Raw genomic sequence first — 18,268 nt, 5'->3', positions numbered from 1 at the left:
GTGGGAGCCGGCTTGCCGGCGAAAAGGGCTGCAAAGCAGCCCCGGCAATCTTGGATCAGAACCCTACGCTGGCCTGCACATAGAACGTGCGCGGCTCACCCACATAGATCCCCGCGTTGTTGTCGCTGGAGCGGGTGAAGTACTGCTTGTCGAACAGGTTCTTCACCCCCGCGGCCAGCTTCAGGTTCGACAGCTGCGGCCCGAACGCATAGCCACCCCGGGCATGCCAGGTGACGTAGCCCGGAATGTCGCCATACTGCCCGTCGGCACTCGGCTCGGTGATGTAGTTGCCATTGAAACTGCCGTTGGCGTTCATCCCGGTACCCGGCGCGCGCTGCTTGGATTGGGCGAAGGCGTCCAGGTTCCAGGTCCAGCGATTGACCTCGTAGCGCACACCGGCCGTGGCCACCTGGCGCGAGTAGAACGGCAGGTCGCGGCCCTTGAAGCCGGGAATCTCCCCTTCATAGGTGGCGCGGGTATAGGTGTAGCCACCATTGACCGACAGGCCTTCCAGGCGTGGGTCAAGACCGACCAGGTCGTAGCGCACCGACGCCTCGATGCCCTGGTGCTTGGTCGCCCCCAGGTTGGTCCAGCCGATATCGTTGCTGATGTACTGCAACTCGTCGTCGAAGTCGATGTAGAACGCGGTCAACTCACCGGCAAAACCGCCGTCGTCATAGCGGGTACCCACTTCGTAGGTCTTGGCTTTCTCCGGCTCCAGGCCGTTGGCCGTGTTGTTGCCGGTACCGCCCTGGCCCAGCTGGAAGTACTGCAGGCTGCCGAACGAGGTCTCGTAGTTGGCGAACAGCTTCCAGGCATCGGACATGTGGTACATCACGCTCAGCGCCGGCAGCGGTTCGTTGCTGGTGATGCTGCGGTTCTTCTCCGGCACCGGACGATAGTTGGCGTCCAGCACTGGGCGGTCGCGCCAGTCGGTGTTGATGTGCTCGAAGCGGATGCCCGGGGTGATGGTCCAGTTACCGACGTCGATCTTGTCGTCGATGTAGTAGGCGCTGGCCTCGGTGCCCCCGCTGCGGTCCTGGAACACATGGCCGTCGGAGGTCGGGGTCACGGTCGGCACGTTGTCGACCAGCGCCAGGCGGGTGGACTGCTCGCGCATCGCTTCCTTCAGGTAGCGGTAGCCGACGCTGACTTCCTGGGTGGTCGGGCCGACGAAGAAGATCCGCGACAGGCGTGGCTCGATGGCGAAGGTGTGGTAGTTGCGCGGGTACGACGACAGGGTCTTCTGATCGCGAGCGGCGATGGCGCTGCCACGGAAGCTGTCGGTGTAGTAAGTCAGCACCTCGAACTGGGTGGCGTCGTCGATCTGCCGCTGCCACTTGAACGACACATCCTTGCGCCGGCCGCTGAAGTAGTCGTAGTCGCGCACCGACTGGTACGGGTTGTGATCGTACTGGGCCTGGGTCAGGCCGCCCGGCATGTCGGCGCGGCCATCGTAGTAGTGGAAATTGAGCCAGAACTCGTCGACATCGGTCGGTGCCCAATGGGTCTTGAGCATCACGTCGTCGATATCGTTGTCGTTGTTGCTTTCGCGATAGCCATCGCCATTCACGCCGGTGTACAGCAACGCCACGCCCATGCCGTTGTCGGCGGTGCCGCCGACGAAGGCCGATTCGGTGTGTTTCCAGCCGCCATCGCGCGAAGTCTCGAGGGTGGTGGACAGCTCGCCGCTGGCCTTCTCGGGGATCGCCCGGGTGACGAAGTTGATCACCCCACCGACGTTCTGCGGGCCATAGCGCACCGAGCCTGCACCGCGGACCACGTCGATGCTGTCGAGGTTGCCCGACGAGATCGGCGCCATCGACAGCTGTGGCTGGCCGTAGGGGGCGAATGCCGCCGGAATGCCATCGATCAGCACGGTCGAACGCGGCGACAGGCGCGACGTCAGGCCACGCACGCCGACGTTCAGCGACAGGTCGCTGCCACCGGTGCCGTTGGAATCCTGCACCTGCACGCCCGGGATACCGCGCAGTGCGTCACGCACGTTCATCGTGCCCTTCTCCACCATCGCTTCGCGGCGCACCACGGTGCGCGCGCCTGGATGGTTCTGCACCACGCTTTGCTGGGCGTCGCCCAACCAATCACCGACCACTTTCACATCGGTGGGCGCCAGCTCCAGGCTACCGGTAGTCAGGGTGCCAGCGGCCTGGACCGGCTTGACCACCACGGTGTCCGCGGACTGCTCGAAGGTCAGCCCGCTGCCTTGCAGCAGTTGCTGCAGGGCCTGCTCCGGCGCCAGGTTGCCGGACACCGCCGGGGCCTGCTTGCCATCCACCAGCTCGGGGCTGAAGAACAGTTGCAGATTGGTCTGCTGGCCCAGCTGCTTGAGCGCGCCCGCCAATGGCTGGGCCTGGATCTGGATGCTGTCGGCGTAGCTGTTGCCGGCGGCGGCGCTGACCGCCAGGGCCAGCGCCAGGCGGCGCAGCTGGAGAAGGGGATTATTGTTGTTCACGTCTTCGATGGGTCCTGAGAGTCGGGATAAACGCCAACCGCATGCAAATGGAAATGCTTGGCAGTTGCAGCTGGCGGGGAAGACGAACGAACGGAAAAAAACCTGAATCTATTTCAGAACAATTTCGCTGGAGCCGTCCGCAAGGGTCTTCACCCGCACCGGCAGGATGCTCGGCAAGGCCCGCAACAGGGCATCCGGATCGTCGCTACTGAAGGTGCTCGACAGGCGCAGCGCGGCGGCCTTGCCGGCCACATGCAGCGGCTGGGCGCGGTAGCGCGAGACCTCCGCCACCACTTCGCTCAGCGGGGCATTGTCGAACACCAGCTTGCCCTGGCGCCAGGCGGTCACGGCGTTGGCATCGATGGCATAGGGCGCGGCGACCTTGCCCTGCGCATCGATATGCGAACCCTGGCCGGCAGTGAGCAGCGCCAGCGACTCGGCCGCGCCCTGTACCTTCACCGAACCCTGCTCCACCGCCACGCGAGTGCTTCCCGGATCCTGTCGCACATCGAAGCGGGTGCCGGTAACGGTGACATCGCCCTGGGCAGTGCTCACCACAAATGGCCGGCCACTGTCATGGGCGACGATGAACATCGCCTCGCCCGCGCCCAGGCGCACATGGCGCTGCCCCGAAGAGAACATCACCTGCACCTGGGTGGCACTGTTGAGCTCCAACCGTGAACCGTCCGGCAACTCGACCTGACGCCGCTCGCCCAGGGCCGTGCTCAAGGTGTCCTGATGGTTGAGCTGCTGATACTGCCAACCTGTCCAGCCCAGCCCCAGCGCGACCACCGCCACCCCGGCCGCCAATGCCTGGCGCAACAGGCGTCGGCGCGGCAACTGACGTACCGGCTCGGGCTGGCACAGCGCTTCGAGGCGTTGCCGGGGGATGAAGTCGGCGGCACACCACAGCTGCGCCAGGCGCTCATACTCTTGCCGGTGCCGCGGGTGCTGCGCCAGCCACGCCTGCAACGCCGCCTGCACGGTATTGTCGTGCGGCGCGTCCTGGGCCCGGGCGAACCAGCTGGCCGCCTGCTCGCCCACGGGATCGGGCGCGTGCTGTTTCATCGAAGGGGTCTCCTGACTCATCTGGCCGACACATCCAGGTGCTCACGCAGATGTCGGAGCGTGCGGATCATATACTTTTCGACCATGTTCTTGGTCAAACCCATGCGCTCGGCGATCTCGGCCTGGGTCAGGCCTTCGAGCTTCTGCCAGATGAACACCCTGCGGCAGTTGAGCGGCAGCTCGGCCAGCGCCCGCTCGACGCTGTCGGCCAGTTCCAGGGCATGTACATACGCTTCCGGATCGTCCCCTGCGGCCATGTCCCCTGCGAAGGCCTCAAGCTCCAGGGCCTGGCGTCGGTCCTCGCGGCGAAAGCCGTCGACGGCGATGTTGCGGGCGGTCTGGTGCAAGTAGGCGCGTGGTTGTTCGACCTGCTCGCGCGGATTTTCCAGCACCCGTACAAAGGCATCGTGGGCGAGATCCTCGGCCTGCTGTCGACTGCGCAGCTTGCGCGTCCAGGTGCCGATCAGCTCTTGGTAATGGTCGAGGAAGCCTTTGGGTCCGGACACGGTCGGGGTCGTCAGGGAGGCAGATGAGGTCGCGAATAGTAATGTTTCTCATCAAGGACGGCAATCGGCATATCTCTTCCACGACCAATGGCCACGACGGGCTCTGCGTAACAAAAAATTTATGGCCAATTTCGCGGTAAAAACCGGGCTGAGCATGTGGCCATAAATTTGAACACTCAGTGTTCTTTCGACGCCCCTTCTCCTTGTCCGACAAATGGTCGCCAGCGGGTACTTCCGTACTTTCGCAGCGAAACCCAAGCCATCATGCAAAGAATGGAGCTGTCAGCCGATCGCGGCCAGATCGCCACCTATTCCACAATTTTTTACGCTGATGGCCTTTTCAGGAACCTACCGAGCGCACATCAGTCGGTTATCACGGCGGCAGCTCCGCGACAGGCGACGAGCACCCCGGGATTGCCTGTTGATATTGCCGTTTTCACGTCCTAAAGTGCGCGCCGAACGTCCATGCTGGAAACGATCCATCCGGCTCAAGTACTGACGACGAGACAGCAAGGTCACCCGCTTTATCCAAGCACGGCTGACCTTTTTGCTTTCGGCGACATGCCTTGGGAAGTAGGCGAACCAAAGTGGGGATACGGAGGACGTTCAGTTGCTGCCACTTATCTTTTCAGTTTGCCCATGGAGCCCCTGAGCATGTCGATCCAGGTCGAAGACTACTTTGCGCGTGACACCTTCCAGAAAATGAAGGCGTTCGCCGACAAGCAGGAAACCCCGTTCGTTCTCATCGATACCCAGATGATCAGCCAGGCCTATGACGACCTGCGCGCCGGGTTCGAATTCGCCAAGGTCTACTACGCGGTCAAGGCCAACCCTGCGGTCGAGATCATCGACCTGCTGAAGGAAAAGGGCTCGAGCTTCGACATCGCCTCGATCTATGAACTGGACAAGGTGCTCGGCCGCGGCGTCAGTGCCGACCGTATCAGCTACGGCAACACCATCAAGAAGTCCAAGGACATCCGCTACTTCTACGAGAAAGGCGTGCGCCTGTACGCCACCGACTCCGAGGCCGACCTGCGCAACATCGCCAAAGCCGCGCCGGGGTCGAAAGTCTATGTGCGCATTCTCACCGAAGGCTCCACCACCGCCGACTGGCCACTGTCGCGCAAGTTCGGCTGCCAGACCGACATGGCCATGGACCTGCTGATCCTCGCCCGCGACCTGGGCCTGGTGCCTTACGGCATCTCCTTCCACGTCGGCTCGCAACAGCGCGACATCAGCGTGTGGGACGCGGCCATCGCCAAGGTCAAGGTGATCTTCGAGCGCCTCAAGGAAGAAGACGGCATCGAGCTGAAGCTGATCAACATGGGCGGCGGCTTCCCGGCCAACTACATCACCCGCACCAACAGCCTCGAGACCTACGCCGAAGAAATCATCCGCTTCCTCAAGGAAGACTTCGGCGACGACCTGCCGGAAATCATCCTCGAGCCTGGCCGTTCGCTGATCGCCAACGCCGGCATCCTGGTCAGTGAAGTGGTGCTGGTGGCGCGCAAGTCGCGCACTGCCGTCGAGCGCTGGATCTACACCGACGTAGGCAAGTTCTCCGGCCTGATCGAAACCATGGACGAGGCGATCAAGTTCCCGATCTGGACCGAGAAGAAAGGCGAGGCCGAGGAAGTGGTGATCGCCGGCCCGACCTGCGACAGCGCCGACATCATGTACGAGAACTACAAGTACGGCCTGCCGCTGAATCTGGCCATCGGCGACCGCCTGTACTGGCTGTCCACCGGCGCCTACACCACCAGCTACAGCGCGGTGGAATTCAACGGCTTCCCGCCGCTGAAGGCTTACTACCTGTAACTCGAGGCGTCACTTGGGGCTGCTACGCAGCCCATCGCCGGCAAGCCGGCTCCCACAGGGATCGCGCAGTTCTATGACTTGCGCTGAACCTGTGGGAGCCGGCTTGCCGGCGATGGGCCGCAAGGCGGCCCCTACTCGCTCGTGGCAGCGGTCTCGCGCAGAGGCCCGCACGATCAGGCTCAGTCTTCCCGCCGTTCGATCTCTTCGGCATAACGCGCCGCAAAAGCCATCAACGCCGGCCCCGCCCCCTGCAACGTCACCAGCGCACTGCGCAGAAAATTCAGGTTGCCCTCGACCCTGGCCCGGTCCAGCCAAGGCCCGGCCTCGGCTATCTGCCCCCGCTCGACCAGCACCAGCGCCAGGCTGAACATCCCACGGAAATCCCCCGCCTCGGCCGAACGCCGGTACCAGCGCATGGCCCGCACCGGGCTCGCGGCGGTGGCAATGCCCTGCTCCAGATACCGCCCATACAGGTTCATCGACTTGGCATGTCCCAACTGCGCGGCTTTCTCGTAGCACATCAACGCCTGGGACTGGTTAGCCGCCACCCCACGACCGGTGGCCAGCAGATTGGCCAGGTTGTACATCCCCCAGTCCAGTCCGGCGTCGGCCGCCCGGGCATAGTGAATGGCCGCCTGGGCGAGATCCACCTCGCCACCCCAGCCGTGCTCGAGGCAACGGCCAAGCATGTTATGGGCCATGGCGCTGCCACCCTGGGCGGCAATGGCGAACCAACGGCGGGCCACGTTGGCATCCTCTTCAATACCGCGCCCATCGAGCAGGATCTGCCCGAGCAACAGCTGCGCCTCGACCGCCCCCTGCCCCGCCGCCGTGAGGATCGCCTGCGCGGCCTGCCCCGGGCTGTGCTCGAGCATCGCCTTCAACCCGGCCACATCCACCACTTCCTCACGACGCAATTGATAAGACACGGCTCAGACCTCGGCCCAGCGGCGCAGCAGGTTGTGGTAGGTGCCCGTCAGCTGCAGCAGCGACGGGTGCTCCGGCACATCGGCGCCGAGCTGGCGGATGGCATTGTCCATCTCGAACAGCAAGGTGCGTTGGCTGTCCTCGCGCACCAGGCTCTGGGTCCAGAAGAACGCCGCATAGCGCGCCCCACGGGTGACCGGGTTGACCTTGTGCAGGCTGGTGCCGGGGTACAGCACCAGGTCGCCGGCGGCCAGCTTGACCTGGCGCACGCCGTAGGTGTCCTGGATCACCAGTTCACCGCCGTCGTAGCTGCCCGGGTCGCTGAGAAACAGCGTCGAGGACAGGTCGGTACGCACGCGCTCCGGACTCCCCTTGGGCTGGCGCAGGGCATTGTCGATATGGAAATCGAAACTGCCGCCCTCGCGATAGCAGTTGATCAGCGGCGGGAACACCTTGTGCGGCAGCGCCGCCGACATGAACAACGGGTTGCGCCACAGCCGCTCGATCAACGCACTACCGATTTCCTTGGCCAGCGCATGGCCCTCGGGCAACTGCAGGTTGTGCTTGGCCTTGGCCGACTGGTATCCCGCGGTGATCTTGCCGTCGGCCCAGTCGGCCTGCTCCAGGGCCTCGCGAATGCGCAGGATTTCGTCGGCCTCGAACAGGCCTGGGATGTGAAGCAGCATGGCGACGGCACCGAGAGCGAAAGGAGCGCCAATGATATTGATTACCTTTTACCTACCACAAGCCCCTTTCTCCAGAGCGCGACGGATGAGACCGTAAAAACCGTAAGGCAAAATTGTAAAGAATGTAAATTCCTGGCGAATGGTAACGCTTCTCAATTGTTCCTTACATTCGCTTACATTAACATCCGCGGCCTTCATACCTTGGGGAAGGTCTACAACAATGCGTCACGTGCCATCTGCTGTGAGTTCACCACGTCTGCTCGCCTCCGCCATCGGCATGGCGATCACCGCCACCTCGGCCTATGCCGCCGACCCGGCCGCCAGCAACGCCATCACCCTCGATGCCACCAGCGTCAATGGCAAGGCCGAACAGGCGAGCACCGAGTACAAGGTCGACAAGGCCTCGTCGCAGAAGTACACCGCGCCATTGGTGGACACACCGCGCTCGATCACGGTGATCCCCCAGCAGGTGATCAAGGACACCAACGCCATGTCCCTGCAGGACGCCCTGCGCACTGTGCCCGGGATCACCTTCGGTGCCGGCGAAGGCGGCAACCCGCAGGGCGACCGTCCCTTCATCCGCGGCTTCGACGCCCAGGGCGACACCTACCTGGACGGCGTGCGTGACACCGGCGCGCAGACCCGCGAAATCTTCGCCATCGAGTCTGTCGAAGTGGCCAAGGGGCCGAACTCGGCCATTGGTGGCCGTGGCGCCGCTGGCGGCACCATCAACCTGGTGAGCAAGCGCGCGCACCTGGGCAACTCGCTGGACGGCGCCTGGACCTGGGGCAGCGACCAGACCCAGCGTTATACCTTCGACGGCAACTACCAGTTCAGCGACAGCGTCGCCGGGCGCCTGAACCTGATGACCCACGAAAGCAACGTCGCCGGCCGCGACAAGGTCAACTACGACCGCTGGGGCATCGCCCCGTCGCTGGCGTTCGGCCTGGGCACGCCGACCCGCGTCAACCTCGACTACTACCACCTGGAAAGCGACGACCTGCCGGACTCCGGCATTCCCTACAGCGTTCCACGGGCAGGCAGCAACGCACGCACCTCTGCCCATCCGGACAAACCGGTGGACGGCGGCGACAGCGACAACTTCTACGGCCTGACCGGCCGCGACTTCCGCAAGACCCGTGTCGATATCGCGACCTTCGCCATCGAGCACGACCTGTCCGACACGCTGACCATCAAGAACACCCTGCGCCACGGCAACAGCATGCAGGACTACGTGCTGACCCAGCCCGACGACAGTGCCGGCAACGTCAACAACAACGGCGTCTGGCGTCGTGCCAACACCCGTGTAGGCAACACCGCCACCACCACCAACCAGACCGACCTGTTCGGCGAGTTCTACCTCGGCGGCCTGAAGAACAGCTTCTCCACCGGCGTCGAGTTCACCAAGGAAGAGTCCGACCGCCAGAGCTACACCGTTACCCCCAACAGCAAGCTCACCTGCACCGGGCCGGGCAGCGGCGGCAGCTGCACCTCGCTGGACAACCCGAACCCGGACGATGCCTGGGTCGGCACCGTCGCGCGCAACTACGCCGGCACCAAGACCAGCAGCAAGACCCGCGCACTCTACGTGTTCGACACCCTGGAGCTGACCCCGCAGTGGCTGCTGAACATGGGCTTGCGCTATGACCACTTCGACACCGACTACCGTGGCTACAATGCCAACGGCAGTACCGCGGTGAGCGCCAAGGGCGTACCCGCCAAGGGCCAGGACACCAGCGAATTCATCACCGGCCAGCTGGGCCTGGTGTGGAAGCCAGCGGACAACGGCAGCATCTATGTGTCCTACGCCACGTCGGCCACACCGCCTGGCGCCATGCTCGGCGAAGGTACCGAAGGCAACCCGCTGGGCAATGCCACCGACCGCTCCGGCAACCTGCTGGGCAGTGACATGGAGCCGGAAGAAACCACCAACTACGAGCTCGGCACCAAGTGGGACCTGCTCGACCAACGCCTGTCCTTGGCAGCGGCGCTGTTCCGCACCGAGAAGGAAAACGCGCGGGTCCAGGTCAACACCAACACCTACGAGAACGTCGGCGAAACCCGTGTGCAAGGCATCGAGCTGTCGGCCAGCGGCAAGCTGACCGACAAGTGGCAGGTATTCGCCGGCTACACCTACATGCAGGCCCGCCAGATCGACGGTGGCCCGCTGGGCAAGGCGAACGACGGCAACCAGTTGCCCAACACGCCGAACAACAGCGCCAGCCTGTGGACTACCTACCAGCTGACGCCGAAGTTGACCGTCGGTGGCGGCGCCTTCTATGTCGACGACGTCTACGGCAGCGTGGCCAACACCACCATGGTCGACAGCTACGTGCGCTACGACGCCATGGCGGCCTACAAGCTGACCAAGAACATCGACCTGCAGTTGAACGTGCAGAACCTCACCAACGAGGTCTACTACGACAAGGCCTACTCCACCCACTTCGCCAACCAGGCAGCGGGACGCACGGCATTGCTGACCACCAGCGTCCACTTCTAAAAGCCGCACCCCAGGCCCCGTTCAATCGATTGAACGGGGCTTTTGCGTATCAAGGCATAATGCACGCCGCGCAGTTGCTGGCGGCAAGACAAGGTGATCGATGTGGTGAAGAAGACGCTGTTCCAATTGCACTGGTTCTTTGGCATCACCGCCGGCCTGGTGCTGGCGCTGATGGGCATCACCGGCGCGATCTGGTCATTCCAGGAAGAACTGCTGCGCGCGTTCAACGCCGAGGTGCTCAAGGTCGAGGTACGCCAGGAAGGCGTGCTGCCGCCGGCCGAGCTGGTGCGTCGGGTCGAGGCCGCGCAAGGCGACCAGGTCTCCATGCTCTGGGTCGATACCCGCGAGGGCAACGCGGCGCGGATCTTCTTCACCCCGGCGCCCGGTGAGCGCCGTGGTGCGCTACGCTACGCCGACCCGTACACCGGCGAGCTCAAGGGTGAAGTTACAGGCCTGGGCTTCTTCAACCTCATGCTCAACCTGCACCGCTTCCTGGCCATGGGCGACACCGGCCGGCAGATCACCGGCGCCTGCACCCTGATGCTGATCTTCTTCTGCCTCTCCGGGCTGTATTTGCGCTGGCCGCGCAAGGCCCTGAACTGGCGGACCTGGCTGACGCTGGACTGGGCGAAAAAAGGCCGCGCCTTCAACTGGGACCTGCACGCGGTGTTCGGCACCTGGTGCCTGCTGTTCTACCTGTTGTTCGCCCTGACCGGGCTGTTCTGGTCCTACGAGTGGTACCGCGAGGGCCTCAACCGACTGCTGGCCGACCAGCCCGCGGCGGGCGAGCAGAAACGCGGCGAGGGCCGTGGCGGTCGTCATGGCCCGCCCAAAGTGGACAAGAACGCCCCGCCACGGGTGGTGGACTATGACGCCATCTGGACCAACCTCAAGGCAGCCGCAGGCCCGGACCTGGCTACCTACAACCTGCGCCTGCCACCGGCCGGCGGCCAGCCCGCGACGCTGTTCTACCTGCTGCGGGGCGCCGAGCACGAGCGGGCCTTCAACACCCTCACCCTCGACCCGGCCAGCGGCCAGGTCAAGCGTCACGAACGCTATGCCGACAAGTCGTTCAAGGCGCAACTGCTGCAAAGCGTCTATGCCCTGCACGTCGGCGAGTACTTCGGCCTGCCCGGTCGCATCATCGTTACCCTCGCCAGCCTGACCATGCCGCTGTTCTTCGTCACCGGCTGGTTGCTGTACCTCGACCGCCGCCGCAAGAAACGCCAGGTACGCGCCGCCCGTGGCGCGGTGGGCGATCAGGGCAACGCCCGCGACAGCTGGCTGATCGGTTTCGCCAGCCAGAGCGGTTTCGCCGAGCAACTGGCCTGGCAGAGCGCCGGCCAGCTGCAGGCTGCCGGCTTGCCGGTGCAGGTCCGTCCGCTGGCCGAGCTGGGCGAAGCCCAATTACGCAATGCCCACCGCGCACTGTTCGTGGTCAGCACCTTCGGCGACGGCGAAGCCCCGGACAGCGCCCGCGGCTTCGAACGCAAGGTGCTCGGCCAGCCGTGGGCGCTGGAGCACCTGGACTACGCCCTGCTGGCCCTGGGTGACCGCCAGTACCCGCACTTCTGCGGCTTCGCCCGCCGCCTCCAGGCCTGGCTCGGCGAGCGCGGCGCCACCTGCGCCTTCAGCCCGGTGGAAGTGGACAATACCGACCCCGCCGCGCTTGCGCTGTGGCAACAGGAACTGACGCAACTGACCGGCGCTCGTCCGGTAGCCGCCTGGCAACCACCGAGCTTCGGCAACTGGCATCTGCTGCGCCGTGAACTGCTCAATCCGGGCAGCCAGGGCGCGCCGGTCTACCTGCTGGGCCTGCAGGCGCAAACGCCCGCAACCTGGGAAGCCGGCGACCTGATCGAGATCCTGCCGCGCAATGGCCTGCCCCGTGTCGATGCCTTCCTGGCAGGCCTGGGCCTCGACCCTCGTTGCCCGGTGCTGCTCGACGGCCTGCAGGAAAACCTGGCGCAGGCCCTGGCCAGCCGCCAGTTGCCGGTCAGCCGCGAACATTTGGTCGGCCTGCATGCCCAGGCGCTGGTCGATGCCCTGATCCCGCTGGCCGCCCGCGAGTACTCGATTGCATCGATCGCCAGCGACGGCGTACTGGAGCTGATCGTGCGCCAGGAGCGCCACGCCGATGGCAGCCTGGGCCTGGGTTCCGGCTGGCTGACCGAGTATCTCCCACTCGATGGCAGCGTCAGCGCACGCCTGCGTCGCAACAGCGGTTTCCACCTGCCCGGCGGATCGGTCCCTCTGGTTCTGATCGGTAACGGAACCGGCCTGGCTGGCCTGCGCAGCCTGCTCAAGGCGCGCATCGCGGCGGGCGAGCAGCGCAACTGGCTGCTGTTCGGTGAGCGAAACCAGGCGCACGACCTGCTGTGCGGTGAGGAACTGCAAGGCTGGGTGGCAAGCGGCGACCTGCAACGGCTGGACCTGGCTTTCTCACGGGACCAGGCGGAGAAGATCTATGTGCAGGACGTGCTGTTGCAGCAGGCCGCCGAGTTCAAGCGCTGGGTCGATGAAGGAGCTTGCGTGTATGTCTGCGGCAGTTTGCACGGCATGGCTGCCGGCGTTGATGCGGCGCTGCAGGGACTCTTGGGTGAAGCGGCAGTGCAGCAACTGATCGAGGATGGGCGCTATCGGCGGGATGTGTACTGATCAGACAGTCAGGTCAGCAATGCCGGCCTCATCGCCGGCAAGCCGGCTCCCACCCTGACCGCGCCGCCCTCAAGCCAAGCGCCGTCCGTGTGGGAGCGTTGCCAGCGATTGGCCCTCAATGCAGTTCGAAGGTATCGGCATCCATATTGGCCGGGAACCGCGCCCGATACGCCGCCAGCTCCGCCGCCCGCAGCACCACGGTGAACACCCCGTCGGCCTCGCCCGCGCTGAGCAGGCTCTCACCCTGGAAGTCCAGCACCTGGCTGTCGCCGGAGTAGGCGAAACCCTTGCCATCGGTGCCGACCCGGTTCACTGCCGCCACGAAGCACAGGTTCTCGATGCCCCGTGCCGGCAGCAGCCGGTTCCAATGGGTGCGCCGCGCCGCAGGCCAATTCGCCGTATACAACAGCAGGTCGGTGTCTTGGGCATCGCGGCTCCACACCGGGAAACGCAGGTCGTAGCAAATCAGCGGGCGAATCCGCCAGCCCTTGAGCTCGAACTGAACCTGGCGCTCGCCTGGGGTGTAGTGCTTGTGCTCGCCGGCCATGCGAAACAGGTGGCGCTTGTCGTAATGCAGGATCTCGCCATCGGGCCGCGCCCACAGCAGCCGGTTGCGATGGCTGCCGTCGGCGGCCTGGATGATCACGCTGCCGGTGATCACGGCGTTGGCTTTCTTCGCCTGGGCCTTGAGCCATTTGTAGGTCGGGCCGTTTTCCGGCTCGGCCAGGCTTTCGGACTCCATCGAAAACCCGGTGGTGAACATTTCCGGCAGGACCACCAGGTCCACCTCGCCGGCCTGGGTGATCAGCTCCTCGAAGTGCGCGTAGTTCGCCTCGCGGTCGTGCCAGGCCAGGGTGGTCTGCACCAGGGCGATTTTCAGGTTCGGCAGTTGGCTCAGATCGCGCATAGTCTCTCCGCTGCCTGGCGCAGCGTCTCCTCGCGTTTGGCAAAGCACAGGCGTACCAGGCGTTGCTCGGGGATGGGTTGCTGGTAGAACACCGACACCGGGATGCTGGCCACGCCATGCTCACGGGTCAGCCACAGGGCCATGTCGACATCGTTCAGGTCGGGGCGAATCTGCGAATAGTCCACCAGTTGGAAATAGGTGCCCGGGGTGCGGGTGAAGGTGAAACGCGAGGCCTGCAGCAGGTCGCAGAACAGGTCACGCTTGGCCTGGTAGAAGGCCGGCAGTTCGTCGATGTGCTCAGGGTGTTCGGCCATGAAGTCGGCCAGGGCGCACTGCAAGGGCGTGACGCCGCAGAAGTTGACGTACTGATGCACCTTGCGCAATTCGGCGCTGAGGGCCGGTGGCGCGACCACGTAGCCGGTTTTCCAGCCGGTGACGTGATAGGTCTTGCCGAACGAGCTGATGACGAAGGCTTTGCTGTACAGCTGCGCGTGGGCCAGCACGCTGGCGTGGCGTACGCCGTCGTAGATCAGGTGCTCGTAGACTTCGTCGCTGACCAGGTAGATATCGCGGTTACCGATCAACGCGGCCAGCTGGTCCAGGTCGTCGCGGCTGATCAAGGCGCCGCTGGGGTTGTGTGGCGAATTGAGGATGACCATGCGCGTGCGCAGGCTCAGGGCGTCGCTGAACCTCTGCCAGTCGATGCTGAAACTGCCGTCGCGCAGCGGCACATGCACACAGCGGCCACCGGCCAGCTCCACCGATGGCTCGTAGCTGTCGTAGCTGGGGTCGAAGACGATCACCTCGTCACCGGGGTGGATCACCGCCTGGATCGCGCAGAAGATCGCCTCGGTGGCGCCCGGGGTGATGGTCACTTCCTGGTCGGCATCCACTGCCACGCCATACAACCGGGCGATCTTGGCTGCAACCTGCTGGCGCAGGGCTGGCAGGCCGGTCATCGGCGAATACTGGTTATGCCCGGCGGCCACATGGCGGCCAACGGCATCGAGCAGGGCCTGGGGGCCGTTGAAGTCAGGGAAGCCCTGGGACAGGTTGAGCGCACCGGTCTGCATGGCCAGTTGCGACATGGTGGTAAAGATGGTCGTGCCGACGTTCGGCAGTTTGCTGCGGATCATGGAGCCCTCTTTCCTGGGGTTTGTCCGGCACGGGGGTGGATCCGAGCATAGCGGAACGAGCGGTCAGGAAAAAGGTTGAAACAATAGGGGGATTGCGGTGGATCAAAGGGCCCTATCGCCGGTCAGCCGGCTCCCACAGGTATGTGGCTTGCGCATACGCTGTGGGAGCCGGCTGGCCGGCGATGAAGCCAGCACGGAATCAGCGCTTGTCGCGGCGCTTCTTCTCGGCCTTCTTGTGGTGCGACATCAGGCGGCGCTTCTTGTTGACCTGGCGATCGGTGAGGGTGTTCTTCTTGCCCTCGAACGGGTTGTCACCCCCCTTGTACTCGATGCGGATCGGCGTGCCGACCAACTTGAGCACCCGGCGGTAAGTATTCTCCAGGTAGCGCGAGTAGGAGTTGGGGATCTTGTCGGTCTGGTTGCCGTGGATCACGATCAGCGGCGGGTTGGCGCCACCAAGGTGGGCATAGCGCAGCTTGATGCGACGACCGTTGACCAACGGCGGTTGATGCACGGTGATGGCATCTTCGAGGATCTGCGTCAGGCGGCTGGTCGGCCAGCGGGTGACCGCCGACTTGAACGCGGCCTGCACCGACTTGTACAGGTGACCCACGCCGGTGCCGTGCAGCGCGGAGATGAAGTGGATGTCGGCGAAGTCGACGAAGAACAGCCGGCGCTCCAGCTCGGTCTTCACATAATCGCGCTCGCCCGGCTCCATGCCGTCCCACTTGTTCAGGGCGATGACCACGGCGCGACCGGCGTCGAGGGCGAAGCCCAGCAGGTTGAGGTCATGGTCGACCACGCCTTCGCGGGCGTCCATGACGAAGATCACCACGTTGGCGTCCTTGATCGCCTGCAGCGTCTTGACCACCGAGAACTTCTCGACTTCCTCGTGGATCTTGCCGCGCTTGCGCACGCCCGCGGTGTCGATGAAGGTGTACTTCTCGCCATCACGCTCGAACGGGATATAGATACTGTCACGGGTGGTACCCGGCTGGTCGTACACCACCACGCGCTCTTCGCCGAGCATGCGGTTGACCAGAGTCGACTTGCCCACGTTCGGGCGACCGATGATGGCAATCTTGATGCCATCTTTTTCGCTCGGGCCGGGAATACGGGTCGCTTCCTCGCCTTCGGCGACATCCTCGTCGAGCGCTTCTTCCTCGGGATCACGAGGAATATGGCCGAGCAACGACTCCATCAAGGCGTTGATGCCGCGGCCCTGGGAACCGGCAACCGGAATCGCGTTACCCATGCCCAACGGCGAGAACTCAGCGCGTGCGATATCGGGGTCGATGTTGTCGATCTTGTTGGCGACCAGGATCGCTTCTTTGTTCCGCTTGCGCAGGTGATCGGCAATCATCTGGTCGGCGGCGGTCATGCCGGCACGGGCGTCGACCAGGAACAATACGTAGTCGGCTTCCTCGATGGCCATCAGCGACTGCTCGGCCATCTTCTCGTCCATGCCCACCTCGTCACCGGTGATACCGCCGGTGTCGATCAGGATGTAGGAACGACCCTGCCAGCTGGCATCACCGTACTGGCGGTCACGGGTCAGGCCCGACAGGTCGCCGACGATGGCATCGCGGGTCTTGGTCAGGCGGTTGAACATGGTGGATTTGCCGACGTTGGGGCGGCCCACCAGGGCGATTACGGGAACCATGCGGCTCTCCACTCTTGAATTCTTGAAAATGCAAAGGCCGCTGCAAGGCAGCGGCCGGAGTTCGGGCGGCGTTTCCTACGCCGCAACCTGAGCCCGCGAACGGGCCCAAGCATAGCTTCAGCGGATGGTCAGTGCCTCGAGCTTGCCGCTGTTGCCGAAGACGTAGATGGTGTCGCCGACCACAAGTGGGCGGGCGCGCAGGCCATCGCTGTCGATACGCTCACGGCCGACGAAGCGGCCATCGACCTGGCTGAGCAGGTGCAGGTAACCCTCGAAGTCACCGACCGCCACATAGCTGGAGAACACTTCCGGCGCCGACAGCTGACGGCGGGCCATGGAGTCGTTGCTCCACAGCGAGCTGGAAGAACGCTCGTCGACGCTCTGTACGGTGCCCGACGCCTCGCTGACATAGACGTTGCCGAAGCCCTGGGCGACACCCACGTAGCTGGAGGCATCGCGCTGCCACAGCACGCGGCCGCTTTCCAGGTCCAGGCCGGCGACGCGGCCCTGGTAGGTGCTGACGTACAGGGTGCCACCGGACAGCAGCAGGCCGCCGTCGATGTCCACCACGCGGTCCAGCTCGGAACGGCCCTGTGGAACGGCCACGCGGCTTTCCCACACTGGCACGCCGTTGCTGATGTCGACCGCCACCACCTTGCCGGTGGACAGGCCGGCAACGGCCAGGCGGTTTGTCACCACCGGCGCACCGGTACCACGCAGGGTCAGCACGGCCGGGCTGTTCTCGTAGATCCAGCGACGGTCGCCGGTGGCGGCGTCGAAGCCGACCAGGCGGTCGTCCTGGGTCTGCACCACCACCACGTCGCCATTGTTGGCGGGCGGTGCCAGCACTTCGCTGGAGACGCGGGAGCGCCAGCGCTCCTCGCCAGTGCTGGAGTCCAGGGCAATGACCTCGCCCTTCAGAGTCCCCAGCATGACCAGGCCATAACCCACGCCCACGGCACCGGAAACCGGCAGCTCGAGGTCCTTCTTCCACACCACGTCACCGGTGATGCGGTTCAACGCGAAGACCTCGCCGTTGACGTCGGAAGCGTAGATGCGGTCGTTCTCGATAGCCGGCACCAGGGTGTTGTAGGTCTCACCCTGGCCGTCACCGATCGAACGGCTCCACTGCTTCTTCAGTACCACTTCCTCGGTGAACTTGGTCAGCTCGGCCGGGGGCAGTTCCTTCTTGCTGTTGCTGCTGCAACCCGCCGCCAGGACGGCGAGGGTGAGCACTGCTGCTTGTTTCCAACCCTTCACTTCAGGCGTCCCCTTTGGCCAGGTCATCCAGCTTCAGTTGCAGGCCACCGATCGCGGCGTCGTCGGACAGCGCGGCCTTGGCTTTTTCGTAGGCGCCGTGCGCGTCGTCGGCGCGGCCCAGCTGCACCAGCAGGTCGCCCTTGAGTTCTTCACGGCTGGCCAGGAAGGCCTTGTCGGTGTCGCCGTCGAGCAGCTTGAGGGCGTCCTCGGCCTTGTCCTGGGCCGCGAGCACGCGGGCCAGGCGCTGGCGCGAAATCTCGCTCAGGGTGGCGTCGGCCGGCTTGTCCATCACGCTTTTGAGTTCGCTCGCCGCGTCGTCCAGCTTGCCGCTCTCGACCGCCACCTTGGCGACGAACAGGCTGCCGTACTGGGCGTAGGCGGTGCCGCCGAACTCGCTCTTGAGCTTGCCGGAAAGCTCCGCCACCTTGCTCGCGTCAGGCTTGCCATCCGGCGTCAACGAGGTTTCCAGCAGGGCCTGGTACAGCGCCGAAGCGCCTTGCGACTGGTTGGCCTGGTACTTGTGCCAGGTCTGCCAGCCCATCACCACCACACCGGCCAGCAGGGCGCCGGTCAGCAGTGGCTTGCCGTTGCGGTTCCACCAGTCCTTGGCCGCTGCCAGGCCTTCATCATCGGTACTCGACACCCCAATACTCCTATTCGCCTATT

General features: G+C 64.5%; 13 protein-coding genes. 3 read left to right on the top strand and 10 right to left on the bottom strand.

The window, feature by feature from the left end; translation table 11 throughout:
* Positions 1 to 55: 55 nt before the first annotated feature.
* From KSS90_RS05040 to KSS90_RS05030, 3 genes are all read right to left on the bottom strand, one after another.
* Positions 56 to 2,473 carry a TonB-dependent siderophore receptor gene (locus KSS90_RS05040; protein ID WP_217868448.1) on the bottom strand — a complete coding sequence of 806 codons (2,418 nt, stop codon included), beginning with the start codon at positions 2,471 to 2,473 and terminating at the stop codon, positions 56 to 58.
* Positions 2,474 to 2,581: 108 nt separating this feature from the next.
* Positions 2,582 to 3,541, bottom strand: a complete 960-nt coding sequence (locus KSS90_RS05035) for a FecR family protein (RefSeq protein ID WP_217868447.1) — start codon at positions 3,539 to 3,541, stop codon at positions 2,582 to 2,584.
* A 17-nt stretch (positions 3,542 to 3,558) separates the two neighbouring features.
* Positions 3,559 to 4,047, bottom strand: coding sequence for a sigma-70 family RNA polymerase sigma factor (locus KSS90_RS05030; protein ID WP_217868446.1), 489 nt, complete (start codon positions 4,045 to 4,047; stop codon positions 3,559 to 3,561).
* A 654-nt stretch (positions 4,048 to 4,701) separates the two neighbouring features.
* On the opposite strand from KSS90_RS05030, the gene KSS90_RS05025 reads away from it, so the two are divergent.
* Positions 4,702 to 5,865 carry a type III PLP-dependent enzyme gene (locus tag KSS90_RS05025; RefSeq protein ID WP_025337787.1) on the top strand — a complete coding sequence of 388 codons (1,164 nt, stop codon included), beginning with the start codon at positions 4,702 to 4,704 and terminating at the stop codon, positions 5,863 to 5,865.
* Positions 5,866 to 6,044: 179 nt separating this feature from the next.
* On the opposite strand, the gene KSS90_RS05020 is transcribed toward KSS90_RS05025, so the two are convergent.
* Positions 6,045 to 6,794, bottom strand: a complete 750-nt coding sequence (locus KSS90_RS05020) for a tetratricopeptide repeat protein (protein ID WP_217868445.1) — start codon at positions 6,792 to 6,794, stop codon at positions 6,045 to 6,047.
* Between the two features lie 3 nt (positions 6,795 to 6,797).
* Positions 6,798 to 7,478 carry a Fe2+-dependent dioxygenase gene (locus KSS90_RS05015; protein WP_217868444.1) on the bottom strand — a complete coding sequence of 227 codons (681 nt, stop codon included), beginning with the start codon at positions 7,476 to 7,478 and terminating at the stop codon, positions 6,798 to 6,800.
* A gap of 220 nt (positions 7,479 to 7,698) precedes the next feature.
* On the opposite strand from KSS90_RS05015, the gene KSS90_RS05010 reads away from it, so the two are divergent.
* Together KSS90_RS05010 and KSS90_RS05005 are read left to right on the top strand one after the other, a co-directional pair.
* Positions 7,699 to 9,978 carry a TonB-dependent receptor gene (locus KSS90_RS05010; protein WP_217868443.1) on the top strand — a complete coding sequence of 760 codons (2,280 nt, stop codon included), beginning with the start codon at positions 7,699 to 7,701 and terminating at the stop codon, positions 9,976 to 9,978.
* A gap of 102 nt (positions 9,979 to 10,080) precedes the next feature.
* Positions 10,081 to 12,636 carry a sulfite reductase flavoprotein subunit alpha gene (locus KSS90_RS05005; protein ID WP_217868442.1) on the top strand — a complete coding sequence of 852 codons (2,556 nt, stop codon included), beginning with the start codon at positions 10,081 to 10,083 and terminating at the stop codon, positions 12,634 to 12,636.
* 115 nt (positions 12,637 to 12,751) lie between these two features.
* On the opposite strand, the gene KSS90_RS05000 is transcribed toward KSS90_RS05005, so the two are convergent.
* The 5 genes from KSS90_RS05000 to KSS90_RS04980 all read right to left on the bottom strand — a co-directional run bounded on the left by KSS90_RS05000 (position 12,752) and on the right by KSS90_RS04980 (position 18,245).
* Complete coding sequence (locus tag KSS90_RS05000) at positions 12,752 to 13,543, bottom strand: amidohydrolase (RefSeq protein ID WP_217868441.1); 792 nt, start codon at positions 13,541 to 13,543, stop codon at positions 12,752 to 12,754.
* The gene (locus KSS90_RS04995) at positions 13,531 to 14,679 is read right to left on the bottom strand and encodes a pyridoxal phosphate-dependent aminotransferase (RefSeq protein WP_217868440.1); all 1,149 of its coding nucleotides are present in this window, start codon (positions 14,677 to 14,679) and stop codon (positions 13,531 to 13,533) included. Before KSS90_RS04995 ends, KSS90_RS05000 begins: the two co-directional genes overlap by 13 nt.
* 199 nt (positions 14,680 to 14,878) lie before the next feature.
* Positions 14,879 to 16,342, bottom strand: coding sequence for a ribosome biogenesis GTPase Der (gene der / locus KSS90_RS04990; protein ID WP_217868439.1), 1,464 nt, complete (start codon positions 16,340 to 16,342; stop codon positions 14,879 to 14,881).
* Positions 16,343 to 16,459: 117 nt separating this feature from the next.
* A complete protein-coding gene (bamB, locus tag KSS90_RS04985; RefSeq protein ID WP_094011722.1) occupies positions 16,460 to 17,629 on the bottom strand; it encodes an outer membrane protein assembly factor BamB in 1,170 nt (389 codons plus the stop codon).
* The gene (locus KSS90_RS04980; RefSeq protein ID WP_038706767.1) at positions 17,604 to 18,245 is read right to left on the bottom strand and encodes a tetratricopeptide repeat protein; all 642 of its coding nucleotides are present in this window, start codon (positions 18,243 to 18,245) and stop codon (positions 17,604 to 17,606) included. Before KSS90_RS04980 ends, bamB begins: the two co-directional genes overlap by 26 nt.
* Positions 18,246 to 18,268 lie beyond the last annotated feature (23 nt).

The organism is Pseudomonas maumuensis (genome assembly GCF_019139675.1).
GTDB classification, from domain to species: Bacteria; Pseudomonadota; Gammaproteobacteria; order Pseudomonadales; family Pseudomonadaceae; genus Aquipseudomonas; species Aquipseudomonas maumuensis.
Note: the sequence above shows the minus strand (reverse complement) of the source record. Positions and strands in the feature narration are given on the sequence as shown.